The sequence below is a fragment of the Vibrio sp. TMPB1044 genome (assembly GCF_030442075.1).
Classification (GTDB): Bacteria; Pseudomonadota; Gammaproteobacteria; order Enterobacterales; family Vibrionaceae; genus Vibrio; species Vibrio satsumensis.
This window is the reverse complement of record NZ_JAUJED010000019.1, coordinates 163,946-183,397: the sequence shown is the minus strand read 5'-3', so window position 1 is coordinate 183,397 and position 19,452 is coordinate 163,946. Positions and strand designations below refer to the sequence as shown.

Annotated in this window: 14 protein-coding genes and 1 pseudogene; 11 read left to right on the top strand and 4 right to left on the bottom strand. The window is 43.7% G+C overall.

The features are described from left to right. The first annotated feature begins 363 nt into the window (after positions 1-363). Together QQ041_RS12745 and QQ041_RS12740 are read left to right on the top strand one after the other, a co-directional pair. Positions 364-1,059 (top strand): NAD(P)H-binding protein, encoded by a 696-nt coding sequence (locus QQ041_RS12745; protein WP_285954105.1) that lies wholly within the window; start codon positions 364-366, stop codon positions 1,057-1,059. A 185-nt stretch (positions 1,060-1,244) separates the two neighbouring features. Then, positions 1,245-2,618, top strand: a complete 1,374-nt coding sequence (locus QQ041_RS12740) for an L-cystine transporter (RefSeq protein ID WP_285954104.1) — start codon at positions 1,245-1,247, stop codon at positions 2,616-2,618. A 98-nt stretch (positions 2,619-2,716) separates the two neighbouring features. Here the strand turns inward: QQ041_RS12740 and QQ041_RS12735 are convergent. After that, positions 2,717-2,818 (bottom strand): annotated as a pseudogene (locus QQ041_RS12735) (heme-binding protein); the annotation flags it as partial. Positions 2,819-3,216: 398 nt separating this feature from the next. Here QQ041_RS12735 and QQ041_RS12730 point away from each other — a divergent pair. From QQ041_RS12730 to QQ041_RS12710, 5 genes are all read left to right on the top strand, one after another. Further along, a complete protein-coding gene (locus QQ041_RS12730; protein ID WP_285954103.1) occupies positions 3,217-3,978 on the top strand; it encodes a YdcF family protein in 762 nt (253 codons plus the stop codon). Between the two features lie 482 nt (positions 3,979-4,460). Next, on the top strand, positions 4,461-5,933 hold the full coding sequence (locus QQ041_RS12725) for an aerolysin family beta-barrel pore-forming toxin (RefSeq protein ID WP_285954102.1): 1,473 nt from the start codon (positions 4,461-4,463) through the stop codon (positions 5,931-5,933). Positions 5,934-6,120: 187 nt separating this feature from the next. Next, positions 6,121-8,415: a hypothetical protein gene (locus QQ041_RS12720; RefSeq protein WP_285954101.1), complete on the top strand. Its 2,295-nt coding sequence runs from the start codon at positions 6,121-6,123 to the stop codon at positions 8,413-8,415. Beyond that, entirely contained in the window at positions 8,405-10,024 is a 1,620-nt protein-coding gene (locus QQ041_RS12715) for a M91 family zinc metallopeptidase (RefSeq protein WP_285954100.1), read from the top strand. Before QQ041_RS12720 ends, QQ041_RS12715 begins: the two co-directional genes overlap by 11 nt. Before the next feature lie 179 nt (positions 10,025-10,203). Further along, positions 10,204-10,386 carry a hypothetical protein gene (locus QQ041_RS12710; RefSeq protein ID WP_285954099.1) on the top strand — a complete coding sequence of 61 codons (183 nt, stop codon included), beginning with the start codon at positions 10,204-10,206 and terminating at the stop codon, positions 10,384-10,386. Between the two features lie 242 nt (positions 10,387-10,628). Here the strand turns inward: QQ041_RS12710 and QQ041_RS12705 are convergent, their stop codons facing one another. Further along, positions 10,629-11,150 carry a DUF2058 domain-containing protein gene (locus QQ041_RS12705; protein WP_016786196.1) on the bottom strand — a complete coding sequence of 174 codons (522 nt, stop codon included), beginning with the start codon at positions 11,148-11,150 and terminating at the stop codon, positions 10,629-10,631. A gap of 402 nt (positions 11,151-11,552) precedes the next feature. Here QQ041_RS12705 and QQ041_RS12700 point away from each other — a divergent pair, with 402 nt between their 5' ends. Together QQ041_RS12700 and QQ041_RS12695 are read left to right on the top strand one after the other, a co-directional pair. Continuing rightward, complete coding sequence (locus QQ041_RS12700) at positions 11,553-12,887, top strand: sphingomyelin phosphodiesterase (protein ID WP_285954098.1); 1,335 nt, start codon at positions 11,553-11,555, stop codon at positions 12,885-12,887. Between the two features lie 39 nt (positions 12,888-12,926). Then, a complete protein-coding gene (locus tag QQ041_RS12695; RefSeq protein WP_285954222.1) occupies positions 12,927-13,877 on the top strand; it encodes a chromosome partitioning protein ParA in 951 nt (316 codons plus the stop codon). Between the two features lie 4 nt (positions 13,878-13,881). Here the strand turns inward: QQ041_RS12695 and QQ041_RS12690 are convergent, their stop codons facing one another. Next, complete coding sequence (locus QQ041_RS12690) at positions 13,882-14,916, bottom strand: AraC family transcriptional regulator (protein ID WP_285954097.1); 1,035 nt, start codon at positions 14,914-14,916, stop codon at positions 13,882-13,884. A 170-nt stretch (positions 14,917-15,086) separates the two neighbouring features. Between QQ041_RS12690 and QQ041_RS12685 the strand changes: the two genes are divergently transcribed. Both QQ041_RS12685 and QQ041_RS12680 read left to right on the top strand, forming a co-directional pair. Beyond that, positions 15,087-16,100 (top strand): DUF2804 domain-containing protein, encoded by a 1,014-nt coding sequence (locus tag QQ041_RS12685; protein ID WP_285954096.1) that lies wholly within the window; start codon positions 15,087-15,089, stop codon positions 16,098-16,100. Between the two features lie 40 nt (positions 16,101-16,140). Then, the gene (locus tag QQ041_RS12680; protein ID WP_285954095.1) at positions 16,141-16,989 is read left to right on the top strand and encodes a sterol desaturase family protein; all 849 of its coding nucleotides are present in this window, start codon (positions 16,141-16,143) and stop codon (positions 16,987-16,989) included. Positions 16,990-17,004: 15 nt separating this feature from the next. Here QQ041_RS12680 and QQ041_RS12675 read toward each other — a convergent pair whose 3' ends face one another. Then, complete coding sequence (locus QQ041_RS12675) at positions 17,005-19,443, bottom strand: carboxypeptidase-like regulatory domain-containing protein (protein ID WP_285954094.1); 2,439 nt, start codon at positions 19,441-19,443, stop codon at positions 17,005-17,007. Between the last annotated feature and the right edge of the window lie 9 nt (positions 19,444-19,452).

Below are 19,452 nucleotides of genomic sequence, written 5' to 3'. Positions count from 1 at the left end.
TTGAAAGCAACAAAGTTCAGAAAAGTGATTTAGGAGGTGTAATGATTCCGAATTCAAGCAAAAGAAAACCAAATAAATCAGGTAAGAAAACTAGCAAGAAGGTAAGGAAAATCCCACTCTCCTTTACCTAGTAAGCAACAAAGTAAATAACAAGCCCGTCGCCCAGCGGGCTTTGTTATGTTTAATACCCTACTCATGTATCACACCGCATTTATATTGCAGGCCAAGTTAAATCATCTCTTTTTCCATAAATCGCTGACTCCCCGCACACTACTGACCACTCGTTTAACAAACTTTCATTCGCTTAAAATTCAAACACTGTTTATATTAAACAAGCACTTGTGGAATGAATAAGGAATTCGAATGAGCATTTCCGGAGACAAAACATCGGTCGTAGTGGCTGGTGCAACAGGGCTAATTGGTCATCATGTAATGAGGCAGCTCATTGATGAGCCCGCGGTCGACAATATCTATGCGTTATCACGAAGATCACTCCATGCACAGTTTCACTCCAATAAACTCCACACACTCATTCATAATGACCTGCAAGTCACCAGTTGGGATGATACGAATGCGACACCTAAACTTGGCGTTATCTGCTTAGGTACGACTAAGAAAAAGGCAGGATCAAAAGAAGCACTTCGCAAAGTCGATGTTGAATTGGTTAGCCAAGTTGCACAGTCGATGAAGTTTCTTGGGGTACAACGCGTTGCCGTTGTTTCGAGCTATGGCGCTTCACCAGATTCTTATTCACACTACCTTCGTTGCAAAGGGCAAATGGAGCAAAACTTAAAACGTATTGGCTTCAAGCAGCTTTTCATCGCACGTCCGGGGCCGCTGGTTGGTGAACGTGATGAACCAAGAGCCGATGAAAAACTCCTGCAAAGTGTCTTTCCTCTGCTGTCTCCATTTATGTTTGGTAAGTTCAAAAACCTACGCCCTATTCAGTCGGAAGACGTAGCCAAAGCAATGTTGTTCCGATTATTCGAAAATAATTTCCAAAATATAGAAATTTACTCGTCAAGTGACATGCTCAATTTATTGGCAAAATATCGCTAAAAAGCTCATCTATTCACCACAATGTTGGATATCCACTCATTCTATTCAGTGGATATTACCTATCGTTCTATTTAATTACTTTTCCTTATTTTACGTTTTGTTACAGGTCGCTACTGTAGCTAACAGTATTTGCGCCCATATATCTAAGCGCCCTATCGATTTAAAGAAATTCATAAGGAAAACAAATGTCATTTTCAGCTATCGCTGCCTTAGCGGTATTCACTGGTATCCTCTTCTTTCTCTACGGACAGCAGAAAAAAGAAAACACGTTATCGCGCTTAGTTCTATTAGGTTTAGTTTTTGGTAGTGCTTTCGGCCTAGGTCTTCAGCTGCTATTTGGTGAAGGCAACCCTGTTATTAAAGAAACGCTAGACTGGGTAAACATTGTTGGTCGTGGTTACGTTGGCCTACTGAAAATGGTGATCATGCCATTAGTATTGGTTTCAATGATTGCTGCAGTAGTGAAGCTTGAAAAAGGCGGCTCACTGGGCAAAATCTCTGGCATCACAATCTCTGTGTTGCTCGCAACCACAGCGATTTCTGCGATTGTCGGTATTGTTGTGACTCAAGCATTCGGCCTATCTGCTGAAGGTTTGACAGAAGGTGCTCGTGAAACAGCACGTATCGCAACGCTAGAAAGCCGCATTGGTACTGTTTCTGACTTAACGATTCCTCAAATGCTGGTTAGCTTCATTCCAACCAACCCATTTGCAGACCTAACGGGCGCTCGCTCTACGTCTATCATCGCGGTTGTTATCTTTGGTGTGCTAACGGGTATTGCTGCACGTAAAGTAATGGCAGAGAAAGAAGAGCTAGAATCTCCAATTCGTACGTTCGTTGAAGCGGCTCAATCTATCGTGATGCGCTTAGTTAAGATGATCATGGCACTAACGCCATACGGCATCGCAGCATTAATGGCGAAAGTAGTAGCAACATCAAGCGCTTCTGACATCTTAAGCCTACTAGGTTTCATCGTCGCTTCTTACGTAGCAATTCTATTGATGTTCGTTGTTCACGGTATGTTGGTTTCTTTTGTTGGTGTAAACCCGAAAGAGTACTTCCAAAAAATCTGGCCTGTTCTAACGTTCGCTTTCACTTCGCGTAGTTCTGCAGCAACGATTCCACTGAACGTTGAAGCTCAAATCACGAAGCTAAACGTGCCACCAGCAATTGCTAACCTATCTGCATCTTTTGGCGCAACAATTGGTCAAAACGGTTGTGCGGGTATCTACCCTGCAATGCTAGCAGTTATGGTTGCACCTACAGTTGGCATCGACCCTATGGACATCAACTTCATTCTGTCTCTGATTGCAATTATCACAGTAAGCTCTTTCGGTATCGCAGGTGTGGGTGGCGGTGCAACGTTCGCAGCACTTATCGTACTTCCAGCTATGGGCCTTCCTGTAACGATTGCAGCACTGCTTATCTCTATCGAACCACTTATCGATATGGCTCGTACGGCGCTTAACGTATCTGGTGCAATGACAGCCGGTACTATTACAAGTCGCCTATTAGGTAAGAAAGACAAGCAACAAGATCTGGAACAAGCGAACGCTTAATTCTGAATCAAACAGCTCGACCAACAAAAAAACCGATGTTCATGCATCGGTTTTTTATTTTCTGTCTTATGTCAGAGCCACTTTCTGAACAGTAGAGCTTAAAGCACTAATCGAATCACTTTCTCAGCTAATGCTCCATCGCCCCCTTCACTCAACCCACTGATACCAACCGCCCCAAGCACCTGCCCTTGATGTTGAATAAAATGTTCATCAAGTTTTCTCAGAATTACTTTGATAGCTTGAGTTGAGTTGAGTTGAGTTGAGTTGAGTTGAGTTGAGTTGAGTTGAGTTGATGAATTTAAAAGATGAGAAGTTGATAAACAAATAAACTAAATAACACGAAATAAGGTTTAAATGACACAAAATAAGATTTAAATAATCCTCCTGATTTATATGCCTATATTTTAAGAGGGATTAATCGAACAATAATGAAGCATTTTAGTTACTACTATCGCGAACATTAATCGCTAATAGAGAGAAATCGTGCATTTGTTCAATAATACAATGAGTTAGCTATGAAGAATCATCATGATTGATATATGATGCAACGCTTCAACATGCTACACCACCTTGGCATCAGTTCGACAACGGGATCCTCATGAGCTTTATTATATTATTACTTCTTCTGCTATTCGTAGGCTTTACACGTTTACTTCAGTGGCGAAAAACCTCTCTGTTTTTATCTCTTGTTCTTATATCGTCATTTGTGTTGATTGGCTCAGGTTTGATCCCTCGTTATTTATTAGACGACCTACAAGCGAATTATGAAAATAAGCCTGATATCCAATGGTCTGACAATAACGCCATTGTTCTTCTAGGCGCAGGCACGCAGTTAATTAAAAGCACGCAAGAGTTCGAGCCAGCCTTTTTCTCTTTTGGTCGAATCAGCGAAACCGCAAGCCAATATAAAGATTGTGCAAAAGCGCAAACCACATGCAAAGTGATCATCAGTGGTGGTGATGCTCAGAATAACGGCGTTACAGAGGCTGAAGTTTATCAACAGCAACTGCTTAGGCTTGGCGTCCCAATGGCCGACATAATTCAAGAACCGAACAGCGTGAACACGTGGAAAAATGCACAGCTGACCAGCGACCTGATGAAGCATCATAAATTCGACAACATTGTGCTGGTTTCATCTGGCCTGCACATTCGCCGTAGTGAACTCTATTTCAACCACTTCGGGTTGGACGTGATTCCGGTTAGAGCTGATTACATGGCGGCTCAAATCTCATGGCTGCCACTGTGGTACAACTTTGCGGTAACAGACTTTGCTCTGCACGAACAAGTCGGCTTTGCTCGATACAACATCTATAATTTTATGGGCTGGAACAGCAAACGGGAAAAGCCTGGGGATGCTTAATCGCGTTCAATCAAGTTAATTCGAGCGATACAAACAAAAATGCAGCAACAATCGAAAGGTTGTTCGCTGCATTTTTTGATCCTACCTATCACAACATCATTTCTTATTCTGGCTTACGTTCTTACTCACCACCCAGTCAACAATATATCTTTCTAATCAATCTTGCTGACTTATTTTTCCAAACCCATGCCCTAGATAACGAAGTTACAGAAACACAAACGTTCAACAATTAACCGCCCATTAATTGGATGGTTGAAAGTAATTGAAATCAATCAAGATAAGTCTTTATCAAACGACAAGTTGATCAGTACAAGCCTCTGATATTTATGAGTATTTATTTTCAATTCATTTCAGTACTTTTGGCTTTGTTTTATATGACAGAGTACACCCCGCTAGAGACCCTCGGCTAAAAATACTTATAAAAACACATATAAATCGCATCTAAAAATAATAGCCAAATATTGGCACCTAGGAATTTATTCATGCTCAACGTCAGTAAAACCATGCTATTTAGCACTGCCCTATCATTAATACCTTTGACGGCTCATTCAAAAATATACTCAGACCAAATTGTCTTAGACAAGCTTGGGGAAGATGTTTGTCGCTCGGACTATCGCCCACTTACTCATACCGAAGCACAAGAACACAAAACAGCGCTAATCTCTCGCATGAACGTGTGGGACATAGCAGGCCTTCAAAATGACTGGGGGATTATGGGGTCTGGCTACCACGGGCTCATCAAACAAGGACAACCAAGCGACAATACCTGGTGTTACCCCAATACCCCAGACGCAGGCCTCCCTTACTACGAAGCGCAAGCCATCGAAACGAACAATAACCTTGATGTTCAACGCGCGTTAGTCAGCGACAACACGAACTTTATCAGACCACTGAGTTACTTGGCCCATAACCTGGGTTACGCTTGGGTTGGAGGCGACAACGGGCGTTATGTCGGTCAAGATATGGCAATAAAACCGCTTAACAATGGTTGGGAGATTAAAGGGAATAGCGATAGAAGCTGCACCGGTGATCGCTGTGACGAAAAAACAAAAATCACAATCGACAACTTCTCTTACACGCTCGATGGCAACGCATTTTGGCATGGTTTAATCACAGAACCAAACCAAGAGCTAATCAAAACCGTTTCTGCCTACGCAATAAACGAAAGTAATGAGCCTAAGCAGATCATCGTTGACCTTCAGTTTGAACAATCAACTCGTTGGCAAAAAAACAATAGCTTTGACCTTGCTGATTCGGTGATCATTTCTGATAACTTTAGTTGGCCACAAGTCGGAAAAACGGACGTAAGAGTGTTGCTAGAGAAAGGCCAACGCTTCTCTGAGAGCAATAATGGCTCTCATTCTGAATCGAGTGAACTGCAAGCTATCATTACGGTTCCCGCGAATTCAGTACTACCCTTTCAAGTCGAGTTCTTACGATCGACCATCTCTTACCCTTACCGCATAAAAGCCAACATGAGTTATGACGTTAACTTTACTGGCTTCCTTCGCTTTAGCGGCAATGCACTAAGTTCACACCCAACAAACCGACCAACAATCTCACACACCTTCACCATGGGGACTAATAGCGAAGAACAAGCGAACATACGCTATCAATGGGATCACCGTTATATTCCTGGTGAGATGAAATGGTGGGATTGGAGCTGGGCTATCAACACTAATGGATTGAGCAGCATGCAATATGCAGCAGGAGCAAGTTTGCGTCCGTTCTACACTCACGTATCAGGTCAATTCAGTGCTGAATCTCAATATTCAGGCCTAATCGATATCGGTGAAGAACACTCTGTCGACTCATTCGATGCGATGACCGCACTGAACAATCATAAAATCTACTATGTCGGCGATGTTCAGGTGGTAACTGACTTTGATTCTGAAACCCTCGCGCAGCTGGGATATGAAGATGCTCAACTTATGATTAACCCTATACAGCGATAAACAAGCTCACATTTCCCCCTATCTAAGCTCATCACACTGGTGATGAGCTTTTTTGTTGATGACAAACCCAAAGAAAGCCAAAGCACCTATTCGCCACTTATGCCCACACTGATCTCCTTTTTGTCAGTAAAAAGCTAATCGAAAAGTGCTATCCACCTAACCGCGATAAAAAAACTAGTATTTGAATATGACCAAAAAAAACGATCTATGGTGGCTCACAGCTATCGTATATAGTCCTTTATCAGCCGCACTTTGCTTAAGTGACGGAGTTCAAGATACACAATCACTACACACAATAAACAATAATCGGGCCGCTTTATGGTCTCAAAATGAGCTTTATGCAGAGCCAGATTTTGGTACTGCGTTAGGCGAACTTGAACTCAGTGCGCACGCGCAATCTTTCGCATCAGCATGGCCACAAACAGAGAAAGCGTTAGCTAATGTCCCGCAGACATTCGAAAGCTCGTTAAGCCAAGAAAGCCTAATAAACCGACTAGGTCAGGCTGGTTCTTCGACGTTGGAAGTATTAGGACCAATCGGAGATGCAGTCGCAGTCGGCTTTTGGGTCGACAACATGGTCCAAACATTCTCTCAGGAATCCTCAACTCGGCTCGATAAAGCGGCCTCTATCTTTTCCTTAGTTCCTCTAGTTGGTGATGAGCTAAACCTATTATCGAATGACATTAAGTACTTCGCAGCCAAAGAAAAAATCACCGAATTTGAAAACCAATCACATTACGTGTTTACCAACCACTCCTCAGAATTTTCTCGTTTCCACCACAAAAAAGAGGACGCAATTTCTCTACTTAACAAATACGACAATCACGTATTACACAGTGCCTCAATGTACGTCGACCACCTGCTTCTTGAAGCAGACACCGAATACCGACGACTCACCTCTGCATACGATAGGCAACTTTCTAAGCAAATGGCACGAATTGATTTAGAACTGTTGAAGTCAATCGGGCATATTTCCCCTAATTCAAATCTACACCAGTCGCTATGCCAAAATGCTCAAGACTCTTTAACAGAGCTCGAACGCTGCATTCGCATTGAAGGACCAGCACGCATCGATGATCTGATTAATAAACTGAACGCAGACGACTATAACGAACTCGCTTTGAATATACATAGCAAGAAAAGAGAACTTGTTGAAATTGCTTTGCGCCGACTATCCACACACAGAGAGAACATAATTAAACGGCTCATAGAAAAGTCAAAGCCTCACGTGGTATCGATCATTACACACAGCAAAATCAACCGAAGTATATTGGAATTTCAAGTAAGACAAAGTGGATTGAGAGAGTATGCGAAAGAAATGTGGGATATCGATTACCTGAGCGAGGAACAACTCAGTACAGCAACTATAGAAGTCCATCCCGCAAGAACTTGCTGGGGTGTTCCTTCCATTGCCCCAGGCGGTATTCAAGCTTCTCTAGATGCATGTAAAGACTCTGGCCCATTGTACGATACTTACCACCCTAAAAAGGATCCTGAGTTATCCGAATTGTTGCTAAAAAAAGTAGAATTTAATGTCGAACAGCATATTGCATCGAGGGTGGTTAATGGTTGGCCAATAGGCTTATTTAGAACTCAGCTGATCAACACAGCTAGCGCTTATATATCCGGCCAGTCATCGAATAAACTATTTGAAGAGCTAGTGTCCGAGTTAGCGAACATCGAGATTCTTAGCTACCAAACGCCTTTCAGCGAATACTTAGATAGCAAAGGAATTGACAGCTCTGATCCAAATGTTCGTAAAAGTTGGCATCAGATTAGCCGTTGGTATGAACTACTGCTAACAGAGCGACCGAGCGGCGGAGTGTTAGATCAAATCAAACAATATGAAATTTTTAAACATTTTATTCAACCTCAATTCAAGCTCGCTATTTCAATGTCTTACATCCGCTCTCTCAACTACTCGTTACCGTATCCAAGTGTATACTCTGCAGCAAACCTTAGGTTTTATGCCCCTAAAATGGCAGACATACTCGATGACGTGATGTCGCAGCCAAGCGCTCACTTTGAACGAAACTTTCAAAGCGCTATTGAAAGCATCATTGAAGAGGCAATGAAGACGACGAATGCCAACCAACTTCAATATTTATTAGGCGATCTTTCTCTCTACCTTCAAATCGCACAACATCAGCAGTCAGAATTCAATGTATCACCTAACAGCAAGCATCAGCTGTTTAACAGTACGCTTTCAACTCCTCACCTAAACTACCTTTCCAATGAGTATCAAGATGAAATGGAACAGCAGGTAGCTTATGTAGCTTCGCATGCGCTATGGAGCCAGCTAGCGGACATAAAAATAGCGTTGAACGAAGGAAGCCTTGAGTCTGCAATTGACCAACTTGGGCGAATCATTAAACAAGAAGAGCTGACTCTGCTTCCACATATCACCCATTTTCTTCTTGTAGAACTCGAAGATTGGATTGAATTACAAATAGCGTTAGAGGAGTCAGTTTATGAAAAATAGTATTATCCTAGCCCTATCAGGGTTTTTAATGCTTGTTAACTCAATAAATGCATACGCAGGAAAAGGGTCAGAATTTGGTCTTTTTTACGATGCTCCGGATGGCGTAAAAGTCATTGCTGGCTACAATTCAGACACCTACGGAAAACTCTATCGCATGTCGAGAAACCTCTATGTACAAACAAAGAGTGACGCCTACCTCTCCGATATGAGCGTATTGATCCGCAAACTGCAGCTATCGCAAACTGGACGAGAAATCTTACGACAAATAGCAACTTACACACCGGTCAATGCGCCGAATGATGGTGTTGCCCCATTAATTGAACACACGATAGGGGTCGATCAGTCTAAAGCTACTATTGTCACTGTGATAAGAGAACCAGAAGGACCAGGAAGACTCTTTGAGACGATACCCTCTATATTTGAAGATCAACAAAAGGCCTCGCTTGCTTGGCAGCGACAATTTAATGGTAAGGGGGTCTCGAATACGGTTTACTTCTCCACCACGGAGATAGTCAATATTCCAGGAACAGAGACACCGTTTGATCAAACCGTCGCATTAGCGCATGAACTCATACACGCGAGAGACTTCTCTTCTGGTGCCGTCCCTCAAGGTAATGTGCCTCTGTCTCACCGACACCTAGACACCAATAAAGCGACAGAGTATGTGATTCCAAATTATGAATATCAGACCACAGGAATTACTCACTACAACAATGCTGAACACGGTCGAGATCCCGTTACGGAAATCAGTAGTGCCAGGCAGTCAATCATCAACCTTCGTGAAGAGATGTACTTCCAATGGAAAGCGCTAGGACAAGAAAAACCTAAGGCGTATTTAAAAAATGAAAAGCTCGTGAGTGAATTTCATTTGGCTGACGATTTGGGAAAAGCAAAAAGAAACACCTATTGGCCGAAAGAGCACTACGACTACAAGCCATATACGCTTGAAACAAGACCATCCGCAACACCTCAGCATGCACCGAACTGGGATACTGTAGAAGGGAAAATGGCACATGTCGAAGTTAGACAAGCACTAAAGAAATCGTTAAGTGAAGGTAACAAACCTGCGATTGTCATCGTTGATGCTACCGAACAACGCTTATCTCAAAGCTTGCAAAACTCGCCAGCGCTGACACGCAGAGGACTCGGAAACCAAAGTTCAATTCTGAAATACGCTGCTCAAAACGATATTAAAGTGGTCAATATTTATAGCAAGCAGAATGAGACCCCACTTAGCTCCTTAAAGAAACGTAAAAAGAGCCTTCTTTATCGTTCAATTTCAGGTAAACGAACAGGCTCAGACCAAGGTTACAGTGATGTTCAATACAGCAAAGACAATCAAAGCACGTTAGTCTCAGCGCTTGAAGAAAATGATGAAGTTTTGGTCATGGCCTACTCCGATGGAAAAGTGACAACTAATGTAATCGATAGCCTATCTGGTGGCATGGATAAACAAGTGGTTGTATCCAGATACGCTAACTTAGATTACCAACCTTCAAACCTTAGTGCGGAAGAAAGTACTGCATGGAAGGCACTTAGCAACAAAGAGAATGTGAAAATGTTAGGTGGAGGTAGCCGCTCTCGCTTCAATATATGTAGCATCCAATAAACAGCATTGTCGAACTCGAAGCACCTTATATCGCTGCTCCTTTCTGTGGCCAAGCACAGCAACAAGTAGCGAGTTTATGGCCAATAAACCCGCTACTTGACTTAAAAATGAAATCACAACGAAACAAAAGTTTGAGTTAATGGGGCCGTTTATACACTGGTATTCCATCAGGAGGATCTATGAAACACTGCCCATCTTGTTCAACTGAACTGGTCGCAAGAGACGATGTAAAAATTTGCCCGCGCAATGAAATCGGCGACTGCTACTTTGATGGCTATGAGCAATATCAGCTTGAATATCATCAACTTAAAAACAACCAACAAGACTCAACTTTCGACATCGCAGACATTGTTGCCGATTAGCTGGCCAAAGCCTTAGTCGGTAACCTACTTGCTTACCTACTTACCAGTAAAGCGGTCGAAAGTGAGGCACTGGCAATGAATTATTTCTCAAATATAGAGACACGACCGGTTCAGATGAGCCCGTAAATAATTCTATGCAGTTGCCAACATTGAAAAAGCCCCGATGTAAAACACATCGGGGCTTTTAATACTTCTTCAACGCCACAAGTAATTGACGAATTAGATAGTGGTTTAGTCGAAGGCTACCACATTAGATCATCTGGGATCACGAAGTCTTTGTACGGGTCATCTTCGTCGACTTCGTCTGTGCTACCTGCCTGCGTATCAACAATAGATTCTTCGTCGCGCATCGCAATTTTGTTCGCTACTGCTGTTGGAATAACAACATAGCTTTCGCCTTGACGCGCGATACTTAGAATACCTTTACTTAGTTGCTTTTGAGTCAGGTCTTCTACGTAAAGGTATTTAACTAGCGTACCATCGGTGAAGTTGTATTTGATCTCACCGTTCTTCTGTTCGATCTTGTTCATCTCAATCAGTTGCTTCACTTGAGCTTTAATTTCTTTGCTCAACTGCTGTTCTTTCAACTGTTGGTTTAACTCTTTGTCTTTCGCTTGCTGCGCCAGTTTAGTTTCTTCTGCTGCCGCTTTTGCTTCACGAGACTGAACGCGAGACTTTTTAGAGCCCTTCTTCGCCTTCTTTAATTTTTTCTCATTTACCAAGCCAGCTTTAAGCATTTGCTCTTGGAGTGTTAACTTTGCCATGACTTTCCCAGTTCAGGATTAAAAACGACACTATCATACCTGTTTTTGAGGAATCTGTTTACTGAACAATGGCAAAATTTATGCTGATAGAGCAAGGCCGCTAGCGTTATCCCTTATCGTGATTCACAGCATCCATTTCTGGTTATTTACCGACCTATGATTTCCACAAAAACACACCACTAGTGACTTACCCTCAAATCCAAATCGTTCCTCTATTTATTAGCGTGCGCGCGTATCACTTATCATTCAGACAAAGCAATATGTTAATTATCAATGAGTAATCGAATTTATAAAACCATGGCATATATCTAATATTTGGATAATTCTGATAGAGTTATAACTCCAATGTCACAACTCTTTACTACGTTATTCTTTAAACCAATCAGTAAGGATAACGTGAAAATGAAAACTCAATGGACTTGCCTGAGTGCATTACTTGCATCAGCTTCATTCATTTCAACCTCGGCTATTGCAGATACCGATGTGTATCTGACCAACAACACCAACCAAGTGATGACGATTCAAACCAATCATACCGGTACCGACTTACTGCAACTTGGCGATGAGTGGCAACAACACGTTGAGCAGATTGGCCCGTGGGAAACCAAAAAACTGATCAGTTTCAATCGCTGGACAGGCGTAAAGTCCGGTAAGACATACGAGTTTGACACAGTGGTATCAAACTCTATTGGAGAAAGTGTCACGCTCAAGCAAACCATGGAAGGACATTGGTATAATTCGACACTGCAACATGGTTTGAGTGCCGCAGACATCAACCTAACTTTGCATGACGATCGTAATATTCATCGCAGCACAACCGATGCATTCGGGGTCAATGCAGAGCTAGCCCTCAAAGCCGATTCTACAGCGCGCTATGATGATATTTATTACACCATCACCCCACCAAAAGTAGATGAGCAACCCGAGCCGAATGCCAAGACACTAAAAGTCATGACCTATAACATCTGGGCACTGCCTGCCATCGCTTCGCATATTGGTGACCGCTACGATCTTCTTCCTCAATACGTAAAAGGTTACGACGTGTTGGCGCTTCAAGAGGTGTTTGCCAACGGACGAGATGAGTTCCTACGTGAACTTGCGAAAGAGTACCCGTACCAAACCAAGATGCTCGATAAAGATGGCATCAACATCTATGACGGCGGCGTGATCATTGTGAGCCGTTACCCTATCGTCAACGAAGCGCAATACGTGTTCCCGGATTGTACAGGCACAGATTGTTTCGCAGACAAAGGGGTAAATTACGCTGAAGTCATCAAAAATGGTCAGGCTTACCACGTGTTTGGCACTCACACCGCCTCATTCGATACGGACACAGCTCGTGACTACCGACAACGTCAATTTAAACAGATGCGTCAGCTTGCTCAATCACTGGAAATACCAACTTCAGAGACGGTTATTTACAGCGGTGACTTTAACGTGAACAAGCTGAAGTTCCCAGGCGACTACCAAGAGATGTTCGCTAACCTGCAAGCTGAAGAGCCACAATATTCAGGTTACACCGCGTCTACTTTTGACCCTCGCATCAACAACTTTGCAGGCGAACCTATGTCGGGTGGCGAGAATGTTGAGTATCTCGATTATGTAGTGGTGAGTTCAGAGTATGCTGCTAAAGCTCATAACGACAATCGTGTGGATGTCCCAAGATCAACAAGCAGTGAGTTATGGAAGCACTACAACCTTTCAGACCACTTCCCTGTTAGCGCCCTCATTAAATAACTCGGTGAACCCATAATGCATCGAGTCATCTTAATCCTAATGCTCGTCTTAACGACGGGCATTATTGGCTATTCTTGGTCATCAAAATCCACTGAAACACCGCTATCTTCTGCTCAACACACAGAAGCAAAACAGCGGGTTTCTACGACAACTGCTGACGACAATTCCATGCCAACTGCAACCGCCAGTTCGGAAAATGCAGCATCGCAAAACAAGCATGCCGAAGCAGAATCATCGGGCGGAGAAACGCATGTTGAAAACTTAAGCGAACTTGAAGGTAAAGCTCTATTCGATGAACTCGATGGGTTCTGGGCGCTTTGCAAACAACGCGATGACTGCATTGAGCAACTCGCACGATTGAAATCAGAGTTGCCAAGTATATGGTTTGAGTTACTGAGCGACTATCCGCAGCTATTCGTCGATTGGCAATTAACCCAAAGTACCATCCCTCTTGAATCCATAGAGACTCTTGAAGAGCGTGTTGCCCTATTCAAACAGTCTGCACGGCAAGTGTGGGGAGAGTTGGCCCACCAGCTATTCGCAGACCAATTTGCTCATCTAGATTTTACGCTTGACGCCAACACCCTTGAAGAGAACGAAGCGAGCCAGTTTTTGGCCAACTATCAAGATTTGCTTAGTGAATGGCAAAACAATACAGCGACATTGAACGCCGAAACCCAGCTTCAAAAATATGAACTGGCAGTCTCTTTGATACCCAGCAGCTATAGCCCTGCTGAAATCGCATCAGTCAAAGCCGACCTTCAAGAAACCTACTTAGATGAAACGCAGACCAGCAACATTACCGCGCGAGAACAACAAGTCGCACAACAGCAACAAACCGTAATGAGTTATCATGAGCAACTTGATCAGCTCAAAGCGACCTTGGACTCTCAGCGAAGCTCAAGTTATGCCACTTGGACTCAACAAGATTGGGACAATTACTATCAGCAGCAAGTATCCGATTTCAGGGAGCAGTTTTTTAGCAAGTAACGCTTTAACTTAAACCGTTACGGAACTGCGCGGGCGTTTTATTGAGCCAACCTTTAAACGCCCTTCTGAAATTTGCAGGGTCGCTATAACCAAGCCTTTCACCAATATCATCAATGCTCATGGATGTGCCAAGTAATAGCTCTTTGGCTAGTTCCACTCGAACTTCGGTAAGCAATACTTGATAACTGGAATCATGAGTAACCAGCTCTCTCCTGAGCGTGCGAGAGCTACAACCAAATTCGTCTGCGAGCTGTTCTATATTCGGGAAACAGCCTGCGGTTTGATAAAAGATCGTTTTGATCTGGTTAGTCAGCAAATGTTCCGAGTCCAATGTCTCAACTATCGACTGGCAAGACGCAAGGTAGCGCTTCAGTGTCGCTGCATCATGAGTCAATAAGGTTTGTGACAAAACCGAGGCATCAAAACGCAGTTCACAATGGCTCTGCTCAAAAACTACAGGGCACTGGAAACGCTCGTCATAGAGCTTGGCGTAATTAGTGCGAGCATAAGGCAAAGCCAAAGTGTGAATATCCAACTCATGACCAGTCAGTTCTTTGAACAAAGAGACGATTGAACTCAAGAAATACTCACTGCAGAAAGGAAGCAGATCGCCCACTTCCAAGGTGTTCTCAATCTGAATCACTGCTTGCTCGGAATCTAGAAACAATTTAACCGAGAAGATAGGTCCATTCAGGCGCAAATACTTAAAGCCCGACTTGATCGCCTCCCCGACATTTTGACTGGTCGATAGCGCATAACCCAACACACCAAAGTGGCTCAAGCTAGCGTGCTCCCCCAACCAAAGCCCCAAGCCATCATGAGGAAAACTCTGATTAGCCGCGCTAAACAACGAAAGCTTGTCAGCGTAAGTCAGCTTTCCATTCGGGTCTCGCCAATCCATGGTTTCTAAACCCACATCCATGAGTACTCTTTCAATATCGACGCCTCGTTGCTCTAGCGTATTTAACAGCAGCGCAATATCTAATGTACCCAACTGATACCGATGTCCGGTTGGCTTATACTCCGCGATAATCTCCAATCGTCTCTCCTTATATCGAGCACATTCCCATAAATATGACTACTCAGCCTCAACAACACATGCTGACAAAATCGTGATTGGCAACGCGCTCTTGTCCGAATATGACCTCCCAATTCTACGCGACTCATCGCACAATGGCTTTAGTTGTTAATTTTATGTGAACCATCGCAATGATAAAAACCAGCCCAGCCCCACACAGTTTGATTGATTCGAATGGTCAGCCGACCATCGGACATTTCGATGGGATCCCTAAACGCCTGAACATAGAGAATTTTGACTATCGAAACTCGATGGATGCAAAAGCAAACTCTTGGCAGAAGCACTTCCACTACAAACAATTCCAGTTTGTCAGCATCGTCACCGACACACACATTATCGGCGTCGCTATCGCGGATATTCGTTACTTAGGCTCGGCATTTTGTTATCTGTACGACATAGAAAACAACCATCTGGAAGAGTCATCTTGGTTGAGGCCATTAGGGTTTGATAAGCATGTAACGCCTTCACCATTTGAAGGAAAGACAAGCATTGCAGATCAAAGCATTACTTTCGATATTGAAGGCGGACAATGGCGAGTTCGCTTGAATACCAAACTCATCAAGGCCGATATCGCTTTAGAGCCTGAAACTGATAGCTTGCCCATGGCGATGTGCAGCCCAACCGGTTATTCAGGTTGGACTTACACTCAAAAGCACAATGCTTTGCGCATCACGGGCGATATCCAAATCAAAGAAGAATCACTCGATCTCGAACCAGCTCGTGCTGGGTATGACTTTTCAGCGGGTTACATGAGACGTGAAACCAGTTGGCGCTGGGCGAGCATCAACGCGAAATCCAACAGTACCGACATTGGCCTCAACCTTGCAGCAGGTGTCAATGAAACCGGAGGGTGTGAAAACGTATTGTGGGTGAATGGCACCAGACACTTGCTCAATGCCGTGCAGTTTACGTTTAGTCGTCAAAACTCGGATTTACCTTGGCAGGTAACCTCGCAAGATGGGCGCATCAACCTGACGTTTACCCCTATTAACCGACGCAGTGAAAAACTCAACTTATGGGTACTTAAAAGTAACTTCCGACAGTTCATCGGCCACTTTTCAGGCTCAATTCAAGACAACGACGGGATCATCCATCAGCTAGAGAATGTGCTTGGTCTTACTGAAGATCATTTCGCACGCTGGTAGCACACCTCGTCGGGAAACAAAAAGAAAAAAGGAACCGGAAATGGATATCGACTCACTGATCAATCACCCAGAATGGCTACTGCTTGTTTTAGCGCCCTTGTTCCTGCTTTGTATGTTGGCCGAGTATTTTATCGGCCAGAAGCAAGGTCGATTACCCGACAACTCGAGTTATAAATTGTCTGAAGTGCTCTGTAACTTTACGTTGGCGGGTATGCACCAGCTCTCCGATTTGTTAACCGGATTACTGATTGTTCAACTGTATCTTTGGTTATTCGGCTGGCACTTAATGGATATCGAAATGGGTGTGCTGAGTTTCATTGTGTTGATGGTTCTACAGGACTTTTTCTATTACTGGTTTCACAGGGCAAGCCACCGCGTTCGCTGGATGTGGGCGGCACACGTGGCACACCACAGTTCAGAACAGATGAACTTTAGTACTGCGTTTCGTCAGAGTTTAATGTACCCATTCGCAGGTATGTGGCTATTTTGGGTACCGTTGGTCATCATAGGTTTTGACCCTAAATGGGTCATCTTTGTGGTGCTGCTGAATCTAGGTTTGCAGTTCTTTGTCCATACACAATGGATACGGAGCTTAGGGCCACTTGAATACATCTTTAACACCCCTTCGCATCATCGAGTACATCACGGTCAAAACCCGCAATACATCGATAAGAACTACGCCGGTGTTTTGATCATTTGGGATAAGTTGTTTGGTACCTTCGAGCCTGAAGTTGAAATAGTTCGTTACGGCGTCACCAAACCAGTAAACAGTTTTAACCCGATAGTGGTCACCTTTCAAGAATGGAAATCCATATTCAAAGATTTAAACAACCGAGAGTTAACCATGAAACAGAAAGTTCAATTGATACTCTCGCCTCCTTCAGACTAATCAAAGCGATCAGGTCTAATACACCTTATGAAAATCAATGAGATTGAATGTGAGGTCGCTTACCCAGAAATCTCCGTTCAAGTCGGCACCTTGCACGTATCGCTTGTCTCCCATTTCTAAAGTCACAATGTATTTGCCCGCGATGAGCCCCTCTACCATGTAAAAGCCATCGCTCTCAATCTCGCTCGAATACTCAGTACCTTTCTGGATATGTTTAAAGTGGAGATAAGCACTGTTTTCTAGGTCACCTTTTACCGTGCCATCGACGCCAAATGACACCACCATTTCGATATGAGCATGAGTCAGGCCTACCTGTTTAGTATTTACAAACACAGGGTTTTGAATCGGTGTCAGGTTAAGATCGAGTGCCCCTTCATCGATATAGATAGGCAGATTATCTCGAGCTGGAACACTTGAGAATTCAAATCGGCCTTTTGCATCACTGACCGCTCGTTGGTCCAAAATTTGTAGGCTTACGCCTTGTATGGGCTGTTTGTGGTGATCGTAGACAATGCCCGTCAACTTAGAATGGTTGTATCGATTCCACTCAACAAACTCACCAATGCTTTCATCAAAGTAAGTTTTAGCACCGAATTCGGTCGTCATCTCGACACCGTATCGGTCTTCTGTTCCTTCCAGTTTAAAGAGTAAATAAGGATTCATACGAGCTTCTAAAGAGGCAGTAAACGAAACCTCATGTTTTTGATAGCGAGCCGATACGTTCGTCGTGAGCTCTTGAAAAACCTCCAGCGGATCGAGCAGGCACTCTTTACACGCATTCCTTAGGGATAGTTCCGTTCGTTCATGATGACCCGAGCCATCAATAGTTCCTGAGATATTCCACGATGTATCTGAGAACCCACTTTTGGCCAAACCAATGGTATGTAGATAGTCTTCTTGATGAGAAGCTTTGGTGTATCGATAGTCGCCAGCATATGATACAAACAGATTACGAGCCACTTTCAAATTGAGCTTAGGTTCAACGCTCAATTCGTCATCATCATCTCTTACCGCTAAAAAGGCTGTTAGGTTTGCAAGCGACAGGTTGTATTTGAAAACATCGTACTCCATTGACTCTAAGTCCAATTCATCGGTTTTATTAAGCTCTATCGATGCCGACTGATCGCCGTTGATCAAGATATCAAACTCCATTGGAAAGCGATCGAACTCTGGTAACCAACCGATATGACCCGCAAACCAGTGCGCTGGTAAATATCGTCCTTGAAAGCCAATCTGATCTTTGCCATGTTGCCTCATAAAGGCGCTACCCACGGTGAAGTAATTGGCAAGCCCATATTCAAGTGACACAGCGCCCGCTCGGTCTGCACCTTCGTTACCCACCACTTGTACGCCCCACTCGTTTCTTGGCAGAAATGCATCTTCTAAACCGGCAACGGTGATCTCTTCTTCCTGCCAGACACCTTTAGATAGGTAGTAGCGAAACTTGATGGTGTCACCGGGGGAAATATTGTCTTCTTCAACAACGAAGCGTCCAAACTCATCAGAGCGATAAGTGGTTTGATAAATGCCATTGACCAAAACATCGATGCTGATGTTTGGTTGAGTAGTTCGTTCGAGTTGAAGGTTGCCGAACTCTGTTTGTCGCTTTCGATTGGTATAATAGAGCCCATCTTCGAGGGTTTGATTCACGGTAAAGACGCTGCCATCTAATAACACATGGCCGACTTCCAGAGAGCCTTCGCCGTCATGAGCTTCTACCTCAATGTTGTAATAAACGATAGGGTTATCTTCTCGTGAATCAATCGACAAGCGAGACGAGGAGTGCTCAGTGCTTAATATGGTGTCTGAGATTGCGTAAACATCACCGCCAGTTTCACTGTCATGATAAACCGAAGTCGCTAACCGACTCGCCAAACCCACGGCGTCAACAGGCTCGAAAGCTGGCGTGTTTTCTGCTCGCTTGAGATCCTCAGCCTTCTTACGTGATTCATTTTTCATCTTAGAAATAGCGGCTTCCAGTTCAGTCAATGAACTGAATTCTGGAGTAACGGTGAGCCGATAGTCATCAATATCCCAACGCACTTTAGCCGGTATACAAGCTTGTAAGCTATACCAATGGATGTAAGTTTCTGAGTCGATGACTTGATATTTGATCGACTGGATATTGTTGTCATCGCGATAACAGATGGCTTGTTCGGTATCTAAAATGTACGGAGGAGATTCTCTTCCCACATCTTGGGGCAAATACAGTTCACAATATCCGCTCTCATCACACTGACCATTCATTTCGAGCAGATAAAAAGCGGCATTGGATATCGAAATAAAAGGCTCTTCGTAATCATCCATCATGACACGATAAAAGCTATCCCCCACTTTCCCGACTCGAACTTCAACATGGGCTGGATAGAGTTCACTCGCCTCACTCTCTGCTTTAGATTCCGAATACGCAGCAAAAGGAAACAGTGAAGCGAGTAACAAAAGTCGCCAAAGCATGCGATTGAA